Below are 11,828 nucleotides of genomic sequence, written 5' to 3'. Positions count from 1 at the left end.
TCCCCGCCTGCTGTTGAGCTGGCGACCGACCCAGGCTATCAGAACGGGCAACAAAGTCCCATTCCGAGAGACGCATCTGACAATGACCCTTTCATACCTGGTTACCCATTCCGGCGGCTTCCACGCCGACGAGCTGCTTTCAAGCGTCATACTGACCCGGCTGTTTCCTGAGGCCCGGATCATTCGCAGCCGAAATGTTGAATGGACCACACCGGCCACCGATCGCATCATCTACGACGTCGGCGGGCAATATGACCCTGCCGCGGGCATTTTCGACCATCATCAGCGTGGCGCGCCGGTGCGAGAGGACGGACGGCCCTACAGCTCCTTCGGCCTCGTCTGGAAACATTACGGGTCGGATTATCTTGCGGCGCTTGGGGTGCCCGAGGCGCATGTAGCAGCGGTGCATGCGTCCTTCGACGCCAAATTCGTGCTGCCGGTCGATCTGACCGACAATGGCGCGCTTGATCTTTCGGTTGCAGGTGAGCTGGCAGGCCTGACGCTGCCGGCGCTTCTCGAAACCCTGAAGCCGGTTTTCGATGCCAAGGATCCAGATGCCGATGACAGGGCGTTCCACGCGGCTCTTTCGATCGCCCGCAGTTTCGTCGAAGCCGGGATCGCGGCGCAGGATGCCAAGCTTCGTGCCGAAGGCCTTGTTCTCAAAGCGATCGACGAGACAGGCGAGGGCAGGGTCCTCGAACTGCCGACCGGCATGCCCTTCCGCGCCGCGATCGTAAAGGCCAAGGCTGATCAGCTGCTCTTTGTCGTCCACCCCCGGGAGAACGACTGGTGCCTGACCGGCATTCGGCGTTCCGACGAGGGCTTCGAACTGCGCGCGGATTTGCCGGCCTCCTGGGCGGGGTTGACCGGCCACGATCTGGAATTGGTTTGCGGCATCGAAGGAGCAACGTTCTGCCACAAAGGCCTTTTCGTTGCTGCCGCTAAGACCCGAGAGGCTGCACTCGCGATGGCGCGGATCGCTGTAGAACAGGCGCTGACATGACGATTGTCGGGCCTAAGATTACCGCAGGCCTGTTGCTTCTGAGCCTTTCAGGCGCATGTTGCTGGCCGACCCTGGCGGCCGATCGGCAATCCGATACGTTCAAACTCCCTGAAGATGTGCGCGCCTTTATGGAGCGTCGTGACGGATGCGATCACTTTCGGGGCGAGGATTCGCCCTATGCCGAGCGGCGCGCACAGATTGACGAGGAGCTGAAGCGGCTTTGCACCGGGACCGATGCCGAGCTCGCCAGACTGAAACGCCTTTACGCCGAAAACGAAACGGTGCAGCGTTTGCTTGCCGAATACGAAGTCAACATCGAGACGGGAAATTAGTCCGGCGGCGGAAATGCGCGATGAACGCTCCCGTCAGACTTCCATAACGTCCTCGAACGATTCCGGGAAACTCTGACGCGCCACCTTCTCGTTGATGACGAGCATCGCCTCATAGGACTTCGGATCGAAATCCTTGTCCACGGCCACCACTTCCCGCCCGAATAGCAGGTTGAGCCGCGCGGCGTCCAGATTGCCGCGCTCGAAGGGCTCAGCCCCGAAATAATGCCAAAGCGCATGCAGGAAGGCTGCATCGACCCGGTGTTCCGCCGTGCCAGGGCGTGCGCGACGAGGCAGTGCCTTGATCGGCGTCACGCCCTTGGGATTGGCGCGGCGGATGGTGAACTGAATGCCGCTGCCCGGCATGCCCGATGGAAAGCCGCGGTGCTTCGTCATGTCGGGAAGATTGGCCATCGCTGCCCTCCTTCGCATTGTGATCGTATCATGTTGCGTTCTATGCCGGGCTCGCCGATGGCGACGCCCCGCAATCACACGAATAGCGATCTCGGCGACACTTTGCGAGCACAGAATATGTGCGACTGTCGGCCCGTCGGGCCCGCCCGTGCGAGCACCATTCTGTGCAACGTCGGTCTCTGAAATCTCATTGCACACCGGTCGCCCGCGATACCCGGCGAGCGTCACCCGCCAGGTATCATTTTGAAGTCATCTCACTTCGGCGTGACGTCGAAACCGAACCACTTTTCCGACAGCGTCTTGATCGTGCCATCCGCCTTTGCAGCGGCAATCGCGTCGTTGAACATGGCCTTCAGCTCAGTGTCGCTCTTACGCAGGCCAACGGAACTGCCACGGCCGAGGAACCCGCCCTGGAAGCGTGGACCTGTCGTCGTCATGTCTTCGTTGCCCGGCTTCTCGGAAGCCGTCGTCAGATAGGCCATGGACGCCATAACGATATCAACACGACCGGCCTTGAGATCGAGATCATGCTCTTCCGTCGTCTTGTATTCTCTGACGTCGACGACACCCTTCAGATATTTGTCGACGAAGGCGGCCGCTGTGGAGGCCGTCTGCACACCGATCGTCTTGCCCTGGAGTGCCGGCTTGATCTTTTCGATCTCTGCAGCAGCGCCCGCTTCATCACTGGCAAGCGAGAAGACCTGGCCCTTTTCCGACAGCTTTGCGAGATCGCCCGTCTTCGAGGTCGCGAAGGCCTGGCCGGTGGAGCCGTAGGAATCACTAAAGGCGATCACCTCTTCGCGCTTTGCCGTCGCAGACATGCCGGAGATGATGGCATCGAATTTGCCGGCGTTCAGTGCCGGGATCATGCCATCGAAGTTCTGGACCACGATCTTGCATTCCACCTTCATGTGATCGCAGAGATATTTGGTCAGTTCGATCTCATAGCCATCGAGCGAGCCATCCGGCTTGGTGAAGTTATAAGGCTTGAATGCGCCTTCGGTGGCGATCGTCACCGTCGTCCACTTCTTGTCTTCGGCATGCGCAACACCGGCCGTCGCGATGACGGCAGCGGCTGATGTCGCCATCAGAACCCGTGAAAAGAACCTCATGTTTTTGCTCCCCTTTTCTTTGTTTGGGCTGAGAAACTACTTGTTGATGAACTGGCGGAAACGGCCCGACCGGGAATTGACGAACACATCCTGCGGTTTGCCGTCTTCTTCGATGACGCCCTGATGCAGGAAAACGACCCGGCTGGAGACATCGCGGGCGAAACCCATTTCATGAGTGACGACCAGCATCGTGCGCCCTTCTTCGGCGAGTGCGCGCATTACGCGCAGCACTTCGCCGACGAGTTCGGGATCGAGTGCTGAGGTCGGCTCATCGAAGAGCATTACTTTCGGCCGCATGGCGAGCGCACGTGCGATGGCCGCGCGTTGCTGCTGACCACCGGAAAGATGAGACGGATAGAAATTGCGCTTTTCTGCAATGCCGACCTTGGCAAGCAAGGCCTCGGCTTCCTCGATGCATTCCGTCCTCGACCGGCCGTGCACATGAACCGGGGCTTCGATGACGTTTTCGAGCACCGTCTTATGGGACCAGAGGTTGAAGCTCTGGAAGACCATGCCGAGCTGCGAACGAATTCGGTCGACCTGCCTCCGCTCGGCCGGGCGGCTGCCGCCTTTGCCGTCGGCCACCATGCGGATCGTTTCTCCCGCGACCGTCACTTCACCGGAATCGGGTGCCTCCAGAAGATTGATGCAGCGCAGGAAGGTGGATTTGCCCGAGCCGGAGGAACCAAGAATCGAAACGACATCGCCTTCATGAGCGTCGAGCGAGATACCTTTCAGGACTTCCACCGGACCGAAACTCTTGTGCATATCCCTCACGCTGAGTGCGATGGTGGAAAGAGGGGCATTCGCCGCGGTCATCGGGCGTCTCCTTCGAGTACGGATGTGGCTGTCGCCGGAAAGTGGGGAACAGGCTGACGCAGATGCGGGCTCAGCCAATATTCGACAAGGTAGACGAGACGCGTCAGCAGGAAGTTGATTGCCAGATAGATGGCGCCTGCGACGATGAAGACTTCGATTGCCCGATAGGTCTCGGAAATGATCCTGGCGGCGACGCCGGTCACTTCCATCAGGGTAATGATCGAGGCGAGCGATGTCGCCTTCACCATGGAGATCATCTCATTGGAGTAAGCTGGCAGCGCCTGGCGGATGGCGAGCGGCATGATGATGCGACGGAACTGCATGAAGCGAGGCATGCCGCAGGCGCGCGCCGCCTCGACCTGGCCGAAAGGTACAGACAGAAGTCCGCCGCGAATGATCTCGCTGGCATAGGCAGCTGTATTCATGGTCAGCGCAAGCACCGCGCACCAATAGGGCTCGCGTAGGAACGGCCACAAGATGCTGTGCCTGACCTCGGGAAACTGGCCAAGCCCGTAGTAGATCAGGAAGATCTGCACGAGCAGCGGTGTGCCGCGGAAAATGAAGACATAGGTGCGTGCGAACCATTCCAGCACCATTATCCCTGAAAGCCGGCACAGTGCGATTGCCAGCGCCAGCGCGGCGCCGAGTGCGATCGACGTCGCGGCAAGCTGAAGGGTGAGTGGGATAGCGGAAACGAGACTGACGAAGGTTTCGCCGAGAAATTGCCAATCCATCAGCCTCTCCTCACGCCGCGAGAGAAGTGCTTCTCAGCCTGTCTCAAGAAAAGGCCGGAACCAGTTGAAATAATGAGATAGATCGCACCTGCAACGATATAAAAATCGAAGGGAAGACCAGTCGATCCTGCCGCCACTTGCGTCTGGCGAAGCAGTTCGGCGACGCCGGTAATGGAGACGAGTGCGGATTCCTTCAGAACGACTTGCCAGACATTGCCGAGGCCCGGTAGCGCGTGACGTAGCGTCAGCGGTGCGACGATACGGCGAAACCGCAATGCACGGCCCATGCCGCAGGCGATTGCAGCTTCGATCTCGCCTCGATGCACCGCCTTGAAGGCGCCCCGGAAAACTTCCGTAAATTGCGCGCCCGAGGTGACGCCGACGGCGAGTGAGCCCGCAAGGAACCCCGGAAAGCCAAGGAAACCTTCGGCGCCGAAAAGCCGGCCGAGTGCGGTCACTGCGGCACTGCCTCCGAAATAGAAGAGGTAGATGACCAGAAGATCAGGTATGCCGCGAAGGACCGTCGTGTAGGTGTCGGCCGCGATCTTCAGGCCACGTCCGCCCGATATCTTCGCCCAGGCACCGAACGTGCCGATCACCGAGCCGATGGCATATCCCGAAAGCGCGACCAGGATCGTCATCCACGCGCCGGCCATGAGCGCCTTGCCCCAGCCGTCGGGGCCGAAGCTGATGAGCTCGAGGATGCCGGGCTGGTTCATGATGCCTTTTTCTCCGGCAGCGGCGGTTGAACGTCGTTGGGGATCGGATTGACGAACTGTGTCCCATCGAGGCGGCCCTTCAGGTCCGCCTTGGCCGCCTCGATGAGAGCAGGATTGCGGATCAGGTCGATAGCGGTGCTCGCCATGACCTTTGCCGCATGCTCCGTGCCTTTATGGGCTGCGGGAAGCTTGCCCTGAGCGACCAACTGCCAGGAATGACCAGGCGTGCCGATGGCATAGGTCGCGCCGCGCATCTGCACTGTCGGTACGACCCAGCTGACGCTGCCGACATCGGTTGAACCGACGATCGTGCTGTCGCCGGCATAGAGCGGGAAGATTTCCTCGCAAAGCGGCTGGTCCTTCTTCGGTTTCAGGCCGAAGCGTGCGTAAGAAGAGGCTATGTCCTCGGCGCTCATGGTCGCCTGGAATGCCCGGGCGGTGGCGCGGTCGTTGTCATCGAAAATGGGCGGGCCTAGGCGTTCGAGATTGGCAAACATCAGGTCCTCGAGCGGAACATTGCCGACGAGATTGGCGTCACCACTGATCACCTCGCTGCGGACCGACGTCTCGGTCATGAGGGCAGCGCCCTCCGCAACCTTTTTGACGCGGGCGACGAGCGACAGGAGTTCGGGGAGGTTTCGGGCGCGGACGAGGTAGCGCACCGTCGCGCGGGCCTGCACCACATTTGGCGCCGAACCACCTGTATCGGTCACGGCATAGTGGATGCGCGCCGTAGAGGGCATGTGCTCGCGCATGTAGTTGACGCCGACGTTCATCAACTCCACGGCATCGAGCGCGCTGCGGCCGAGATGCGGTGTTGCTGAAGCATGCGACGAGCGGCCGGTGAAGTGGAAATTGATTTCGTTGCAGGCAAGCGAGATGGGGTTGTTGACGCCGGCAAAGGCCGCCGGGTGCCAGCAAATGGCAATGTCGACGTCATCGAAGACGCCTGCGCGCACCATGAAGCCCTTGGAGGAGCCGCCTTCTTCTGCCGGGCAGCCATAATAGCGCACGCGGCCCTTCAGGCCGTTTGCTGCAAGGAAATCCTTCACCGCTGTCGCCGCCAGCATTGAACCGGCGCCGAGCAAGTTGTGGCCGCATCCATGGCCATTGCCGTTTGCCGTCACCTCGCGCTTCTCGGCAACGCCTGCTTCCTGGCTGAGACCGGGCAACGCATCGAATTCTCCGAGGATTGCGATGACCGGGCCACCTTCACCGGCTTCGCCCATCACCGCTGTCGGAAGCCCCGCGATACCGCGTTCGACACGGAACCCTTCGGCTTGCAGCTGCCGCGCGTGCTCTTCAGCGGAGCGGTATTCCTCGTAATTTGTCTCCGGCATATCCCAGATCCGGTCGCTGAGCGCAAAGAATGCTTCGCGCTTGGCTTCGACAATGTCCCACACCGTGTCCGAGTTTTTCATGGCTTCCACAACAGAATTATTTTGCATAGTATCCAAAATTGGCGCCAATTTAGGTTACAAAGAATTTATGCGCAATCCACATGCACGAATAAATTTTCATCACGGCAATGCGTTGGGGCTGCCTTACGGACATACCTCAGCCCGTGATATCGATGGAGAAGAGCAGGGGAAATTCGAATGGCAGATATCATAATGAATTCGGGGCAGGCCGCGTCCGCTGGACGCGACGTGACGGACCTCGTGCTTCAGGATATTCTGGCCGGGGTGCTCCTGCCCGGTACTTGGCTGAAGCAGATCGATCTCGAGCGACGCTACAACTGCACACGGCCTGAAGTGCGACGTGCTCTTGATCGCCTCGCTCAAAAGCGGCTCGTCGAACATGTGCCAAACCGCGGTTACCATGTCTATGAACCGGATGGCCGGCGCGCACGGGAAGTCAGTGAAATCCGCATTATCCTGGAAACCGCCATCGCCGGCACGATCATTCAGAATGCATTGCCGGCAGATATCGCCAGTCTCCGCAGACTTGCCGAGCATTTTGACTTCATGGTGCTGAATGGCACGATGCTGGAACTTTACGAGGCGAATCTCGCCTTCCATCGGCAATTGCTGGTTCTTGGCGGTAATCAGGAACTGGTCGACCTCATCACGGAAATCCGTCAGCGAACCTCATCGGCGCCGGTCTCACAATGGCGCACGCGCGCCCGCGTGGAGCAGTCGGGTCGGGAGCACCATCTGATGATCAAAGCGATCGAAGCCGGTGATGCCGAGCATTTGAAGGAATTGGTGCGGCAGCATATTCTTCAAAGCTAAATATGCCTGACCTATCCCGGTCTTCTCAGGTCGCCGTTGTTGCAGTGTGCAGTTGCGAGTGCCCGTGAGACGAGAACATACGATATGCTTGGGGCTTCGAATTGTAGTCGATAAATTTCCGAACCCGTAACATAGTACCTGCTAGTTTTGATCGTAACCGGTCGAACAGGTTGCGAGGCCATTCGAGCGAAACGCAGTATAACGGGACCGGCATGCGAGGACAGCTTCAGCAGGAAATCTTGGATATGCTGGCACGGGGGTCTTCTCTCGAAGACGCCTGCGATCGTATTTGCGAGCATGCTGAGCGGCTTGCAGCCGGGGTCATTTGCTCAATCGTGACCGTTGACCGCGAAGGGCTCCTGCATCCGCTGGCTGGGCCAACGATCTCCAAAACCTATTCGGATGCGCTCGACGGAATTCCGATCGGGCCTGATGTCGGCTCGTGCGGCACGGCTGCCCATTTCCGCAGGCCGATCGCCGTCGCCGATATCTTTGCAGACCCGCTTTGGATACCCTATCGGCCGCTTGCCGGCATTCTTGCGAAAGAACATGGTGTCAAGGCGTGTTGGTCGAGCCCGATCCTGCGCAGCGACGGACGCGTGCTCGGAGCGTTCGGATTTTATTACAAGGACAATCGCGGCCCCACGCCCGAAGAACGCATGATCGTTGCTGAGTGCCTCGACCTTTGCTCGCTTGTACTCGAGCGTGAAGAGGTGAAGGCGGATAATCAAAGGCTTGCCTTTTTCGACAGCCTCACGGGCTTTGGCAATCGCGCCAACTTTCTCAAGACGCTCGAGGCTGCCATCGAGGGTGTCACTGCCCCACTTTCGGTTCTGCTCGTCGATATCGATCATCTCGGCCGGGTCAATGACGCTTTCGGCCATGCGACCGGCGACAGATTGATCCTGGAGGTCGGACAAACGGTCGCACGGATCGCAGCGCCTGCGGCTATCTTCAGGGTTGATGCCGATGAATTTGCGGTTCTGATCGAAGATCGTTCCGCCGAGGAATTATCGGCGGTTTCGACAGAAATTCTGCGCGCCATGGAGAGCCGGACCCCACACCGCAACGAACATCTTCTGCCGGTCTCGGTTACCTGCGGGGGCGCGATCTTCGAACCGTCCCGGCCACCCGACGTGCCAACCTTTCTGCAGCATGCAAATCTCGCACTCCACCATGCCAAGCAGACCGCCAGAGGCGGTTTCGTGCTTTACAGCGATGATCTTGCCGGGGCGATTGCAAACCGGTTTCGGGCGCTGCAGACCGTGACCAGCGCCTTGGCCGAAGATCGGATAGAGGCGCATTACCAACCGATCGTCAGCCTTCCAACGCAGGAAATCGTCGGTCTCGAGGCTCTATGCCGCATTCGTATGGATGGTGGCCAGATCCTTTCCCCCGGTGCGTTTGCCGAGGCACTCCAGGATCCATCGATTGGGCATCTCCTGACCGACCGGATGCTGGAGCAGGTCGCGCGCGATATCCGATACTGGCTCGATCTCGGGCTCTCGTTTCAATATGTCAGCGTCAATGTATCGATGGCGGATTTCAACCAGGGCAATCTCGGCGAACGGATCAAAAGCGTTTTTGCCCACCACCGCACACCGCTCAAGCATGTCGTGCTCGAAGTGACCGAAACGGTCTATATGGACGAAAAGGACGGGAAGGTCGCAAAAGCGATCGAGGAGCTTCGCAGGGAAGGGCTGCTCGTGGCGCTCGATGATTTCGGCACCGGCTACGCTTCGCTCACGCACCTGCTGAATTTCCCGGTCGACATCATCAAGATTGACAAGACCTTCATCGACCGGATGTCCGATGGACCGGGTGCTGTCATCGTCAAGGCCCTTCTCGACATGTCGGTCGGTCTCGGTACCCGCATCGTGGCCGAGGGTGTGGAGACGGAAGATCAGGCAGAACGCCTGCTGCGCCTCGGATGCCCCTATGTGCAAGGATATCTGTTCGGTCGCCCGGTCGATCGCGACAAGGCAACAGAAGCGCTGCGGTCCGAGGTTCGCCCTCCGGCAGACAAGGTGAAACGAAAGTCCGGCGGCCCGTGATAACGCGACTATCGCGACAATAGCGCGACTGCCGTCACTCCGCAGCCTCGTTATGGCGTTCGAGATAGTGCCCCTCCAGGAAGGAGCGATAGGCGTCGGCTATGCCCGCCTTCAGGCCTATCCTCGGTGACCAGCCGAGCGCGCGCAGCTTGTCGGCGCTCATCAGCTTGCGCGGCGTACCATCCGGTTTGCTGAGATCGCGCGTGATCTCACCTTCGAACCCGACGACCTCGGCAACGAGCCTTGCCAATTCGAGGATGCTGATGTCTTCGCCTGAGCCGACATTCACGTGACTTTCGGCGGAATAGGCCTTCATGAGATGGATGCAGGCATCGGCGCAATCATCGACATGCAGGAATTCACGCAGCGGCGCTCCTGTGCCCCAGATGCGGATTTCCTTTTCGCTGTTGATCTTGGCCTCATGCGCTTTGCGGATCAGGGCCGGCATGACATGGCTTGAATGGAGGTCGAAATTATCGCCCGGTCCATAGAGATTGGTGGGCATGGCCGAAATGAAGTCCTTGCCATGCTGCTTCCTATAGGCAGCGCAAAGCTTCAGTCCGGCAATTTTGGCGATCGCATACCATTCATTCGTCGGTTCGAGCGATCCGCTGAGAAGCGCGTCTTCGACGATCGGCTGTTCGGCGAACTTCGGGTAGATGCAGGACGAACCCAGAAACATCAGTTTTTCGACGCGAGCCTTGTAAGCGGCGTGGATGACGTTCGCCTCGAGGATCAGGTTGTCGTAGAGGAAGTCGGCCGGATAGGTATCATTGGCGAGGATGCCGCCGACCTTTGCAGCCGCCAGGAAGACGGCATCGGGGCGATTGTTTGCCATCCATGCCTCCACCTGATCCTGCCGCCTGAGATCGACCGCGGCGTGCGCAACCGTGAGGATCTCGCAGCCCTCGGACGCGAGACGCCGGACGAGCGCGGAGCCCACCATGCCACGGTGACCCGCGACATAGACCCTTTTCCCGGCGAGGCTGTAGATGATCTCAGACATGGACCAGACCCTTGTTCGCGCCGACCGTCGGAACATTGCGGGCCATGACCTTCAGATCCTCGCGGACCATTTCCGAAACCAGTTGGTCGAGACTGACCTCGTGTTTCCAGCCAAGCTTCGTATGCGCCTTCGTCGGATCACCAAGCAGAAGGTCGACTTCGGTGGGTCGGAAATAGGCCGGATCGACCTCCACCACGCAGCGGCCGGATAACTTGTCGTATCCCTTTTCCTCGACACCTTCCCCACGCCAATCGATCGGCATGCCCACCCTGGCAAAAGCCTTCTCGACAAAAGAGCGAACGGTGTGCGTTTCGCCGGTTGCTAGGACATAATCTTCCGGCTCGTCCTGCTGCACCATCAGCCACATGCCGCGGACATATTCCCGCGCATGTCCCCAGTCGCGCTTGGCATCGAGATTGCCAAGATAAAGCCGCTCCTGCAGGCCGAGATGGATGGCCGCGGCCGCGCGAGTAATCTTGCGCGTTACGAAGGTTTCACCACGGATCGGGCTTTCATGGTTGAACAGGATGCCGTTCGAGGCATGCATGCCATAGGCTTCGCGATAGTTGACGACGATCCAGTAGGCATAAAGCTTGGCGGCCGCATAGGGGGATCGAGGGTAGAACGGCGTCGTTTCGTTCTGCGGGACCGCCTGAACCTTGCCGTAGAGCTCCGAAGTGGATGCCTGATAGAAGCGCGTCTTCTTGGTCAGGCCCAGGAGGCGAATGGCCTCAAGCAGCCTTAGGGTGCCGGTCCCGTCCGCGTTGGCGGTATATTCCGGAGTTTCGAAAGAGACCTGGACGTGGCTTTGTGCGGCGAGATTGTAGATCTCGTGGGGCTGCGTTTCCTGGACGATCCGGATGAGATTTGTTGCGTCGGTCATATCCCCGTAGTGCAGGATGAAACGCGGATTATCGACATGAGGATCTTCGTACAGATGTTCGATACGATTGGTATTGAAGGACGACGAACGCCGCTTGATGCCGTGAACAATATAGCCCTTATCCAGGAGCAACTCGGCGAGATAAGCACCATCCTGGCCGGTTACGCCGGTAATCAGTGCGACCTTCCCGTTGTGTCTCATTCCGATATCCATGATCGTTCTCCAACTCGAGTACTAACGCTGTTTCTGAGAAACTGCCGATTGCCATCGACAGGTGGTGTTTCGCGGTTTGAGCGGGCAGTTCCGCCCTTGCCTGCAATGCGGATATCGAAACGTTCGGCTCTCATTTTTGCATCCCCAGATACGGGTGCAGCCAACGCAACGTGAACCATGCTGCGATGGGTGACGTCTCGAAATTCTGATAGGTCATCAAGGACCTTGCGTATAATTCGGAGTCACGGAAGTTATATTTTGCGTGACGTTTGGGTTTGACATTGTTGATGGCGACGACGATGTCGGCG

At 59.1% G+C, this 11,828-nt stretch carries 13 protein-coding genes; 5 read left to right on the top strand and 8 right to left on the bottom strand.

What is annotated here, in order from left to right; genetic code table 11:
- Positions 1–82: 82 nt before the first annotated feature.
- On the top strand, positions 83–1,003 hold the full coding sequence (locus FHX06_RS18150; RefSeq protein ID WP_183880321.1) for an MYG1 family protein: 921 nt from the start codon (positions 83–85) through the stop codon (positions 1,001–1,003).
- Positions 1,000–1,335, top strand: a complete 336-nt coding sequence (locus FHX06_RS18145; protein WP_112542277.1) for a hypothetical protein — start codon at positions 1,000–1,002, stop codon at positions 1,333–1,335. Before FHX06_RS18150 ends, FHX06_RS18145 begins: the two co-directional genes overlap by 4 nt.
- A gap of 33 nt (positions 1,336–1,368) precedes the next feature.
- Here the strand turns inward: FHX06_RS18145 and FHX06_RS18140 are convergent, their stop codons facing one another.
- The 6 genes from FHX06_RS18140 to FHX06_RS18115 all read right to left on the bottom strand — a co-directional run bounded on the left by FHX06_RS18140 (position 1,369) and on the right by FHX06_RS18115 (position 6,551).
- Positions 1,369–1,746 (bottom strand): hypothetical protein, encoded by a 378-nt coding sequence (locus tag FHX06_RS18140; RefSeq protein ID WP_112542276.1) that lies wholly within the window; start codon positions 1,744–1,746, stop codon positions 1,369–1,371.
- A 254-nt stretch (positions 1,747–2,000) separates the two neighbouring features.
- A complete protein-coding gene (locus FHX06_RS18135) occupies positions 2,001–2,858 on the bottom strand; it encodes a transporter substrate-binding domain-containing protein (protein ID WP_112971668.1) in 858 nt (285 codons plus the stop codon).
- A 36-nt stretch (positions 2,859–2,894) separates the two neighbouring features.
- Positions 2,895–3,677 (bottom strand): ABC transporter ATP-binding protein, encoded by a 783-nt coding sequence (locus FHX06_RS18130; RefSeq protein ID WP_183880319.1) that lies wholly within the window; start codon positions 3,675–3,677, stop codon positions 2,895–2,897.
- On the bottom strand, positions 3,674–4,411 hold the full coding sequence (locus FHX06_RS18125) for an ABC transporter permease (RefSeq protein WP_113014815.1): 738 nt from the start codon (positions 4,409–4,411) through the stop codon (positions 3,674–3,676). The genes FHX06_RS18130 and FHX06_RS18125 overlap by 4 nt, the downstream gene beginning before the upstream one ends.
- The gene (locus tag FHX06_RS18120; RefSeq protein WP_112971671.1) at positions 4,411–5,130 is read right to left on the bottom strand and encodes an ABC transporter permease; all 720 of its coding nucleotides are present in this window, start codon (positions 5,128–5,130) and stop codon (positions 4,411–4,413) included. The genes FHX06_RS18125 and FHX06_RS18120 overlap by 1 nt, the downstream gene beginning before the upstream one ends.
- The gene (locus tag FHX06_RS18115) at positions 5,127–6,551 is read right to left on the bottom strand and encodes a M20 family metallopeptidase (protein WP_183880317.1); all 1,425 of its coding nucleotides are present in this window, start codon (positions 6,549–6,551) and stop codon (positions 5,127–5,129) included. The genes FHX06_RS18120 and FHX06_RS18115 overlap by 4 nt, the downstream gene beginning before the upstream one ends.
- On the opposite strand from FHX06_RS18115, the gene FHX06_RS18110 reads away from it, so the two are divergent.
- The 3 genes from FHX06_RS18110 to FHX06_RS18100 all read left to right on the top strand — a co-directional run bounded on the left by FHX06_RS18110 (position 6,550) and on the right by FHX06_RS18100 (position 9,418).
- Complete coding sequence (locus tag FHX06_RS18110) at positions 6,550–6,744, top strand: hypothetical protein (protein ID WP_162738586.1); 195 nt, start codon at positions 6,550–6,552, stop codon at positions 6,742–6,744. The two genes, FHX06_RS18115 and FHX06_RS18110, sit on opposite strands and share 2 nt — an antisense overlap.
- Positions 6,729–7,364, top strand: a complete 636-nt coding sequence (locus FHX06_RS18105) for a GntR family transcriptional regulator (protein ID WP_113213005.1) — start codon at positions 6,729–6,731, stop codon at positions 7,362–7,364. Before FHX06_RS18110 ends, FHX06_RS18105 begins: the two co-directional genes overlap by 16 nt.
- 212 nt (positions 7,365–7,576) lie before the next feature.
- Positions 7,577–9,418: a GGDEF domain-containing protein gene (locus tag FHX06_RS18100; RefSeq protein ID WP_113213006.1), complete on the top strand. Its 1,842-nt coding sequence runs from the start codon at positions 7,577–7,579 to the stop codon at positions 9,416–9,418.
- A gap of 34 nt (positions 9,419–9,452) precedes the next feature.
- Here FHX06_RS18100 and FHX06_RS18095 read toward each other — a convergent pair whose 3' ends face one another.
- Positions 9,453–10,424: a GDP-L-fucose synthase family protein gene (locus FHX06_RS18095; protein ID WP_183880315.1), complete on the bottom strand. Its 972-nt coding sequence runs from the start codon at positions 10,422–10,424 to the stop codon at positions 9,453–9,455.
- On the bottom strand, positions 10,417–11,520 hold the full coding sequence (gmd, locus tag FHX06_RS18090) for a GDP-mannose 4,6-dehydratase (RefSeq protein ID WP_183880313.1): 1,104 nt from the start codon (positions 11,518–11,520) through the stop codon (positions 10,417–10,419). Before gmd ends, FHX06_RS18095 begins: the two co-directional genes overlap by 8 nt.
- Between the last annotated feature and the right edge of the window lie 308 nt (positions 11,521–11,828).

The sequence above is a fragment of the Rhizobium sp. BK512 genome (assembly GCF_014194915.1).
Classification (GTDB): domain Bacteria; phylum Pseudomonadota; class Alphaproteobacteria; order Rhizobiales; family Rhizobiaceae; genus Rhizobium.
The sequence above is the reverse complement of the archived record's forward strand: the minus strand, read 5'-3'. Positions and strand labels throughout refer to the sequence as shown.

Bases quoted from the DNA above. Each gene is read 5' to 3' on its own strand.
- FHX06_RS18150 (WP_183880321.1), top strand. From the start codon at position 83: ATGACCCTTTCATACCTGGTTACCCATTCCGGCGGCTTCCACGCCGAC.
- FHX06_RS18145 (WP_112542277.1), top strand. From the start codon at position 1,000: ATGACGATTGTCGGGCCTAAGATTACCGCAGGCCTGTTGCTTCTGAGC.
- FHX06_RS18140 (WP_112542276.1), bottom strand. From the start codon at position 1,746: ATGGCCAATCTTCCCGACATGACGAAGCACCGCGGCTTTCCATCGGGC.
- FHX06_RS18135 (WP_112971668.1), bottom strand. From the start codon at position 2,858: ATGAGGTTCTTTTCACGGGTTCTGATGGCGACATCAGCCGCTGCCGTC.
- FHX06_RS18130 (WP_183880319.1), bottom strand. From the start codon at position 3,677: ATGACCGCGGCGAATGCCCCTCTTTCCACCATCGCACTCAGCGTGAGG.
- FHX06_RS18125 (WP_113014815.1), bottom strand. From the start codon at position 4,411: ATGGATTGGCAATTTCTCGGCGAAACCTTCGTCAGTCTCGTTTCCGCT.
- FHX06_RS18120 (WP_112971671.1), bottom strand. From the start codon at position 5,130: ATGAACCAGCCCGGCATCCTCGAGCTCATCAGCTTCGGCCCCGACGGC.
- FHX06_RS18110 (WP_162738586.1), top strand. From the start codon at position 6,550: ATGGCTTCCACAACAGAATTATTTTGCATAGTATCCAAAATTGGCGCC.
- FHX06_RS18115 (WP_183880317.1), bottom strand. From the start codon at position 6,551: ATGAAAAACTCGGACACGGTGTGGGACATTGTCGAAGCCAAGCGCGAA.
- FHX06_RS18105 (WP_113213005.1), top strand. From the start codon at position 6,729: ATGGCAGATATCATAATGAATTCGGGGCAGGCCGCGTCCGCTGGACGC.
- FHX06_RS18100 (WP_113213006.1), top strand. From the start codon at position 7,577: ATGCGAGGACAGCTTCAGCAGGAAATCTTGGATATGCTGGCACGGGGG.
- FHX06_RS18095 (WP_183880315.1), bottom strand. From the start codon at position 10,424: ATGTCTGAGATCATCTACAGCCTCGCCGGGAAAAGGGTCTATGTCGCG.
- gmd (WP_183880313.1), bottom strand. From the start codon at position 11,520: ATGGATATCGGAATGAGACACAACGGGAAGGTCGCACTGATTACCGGC.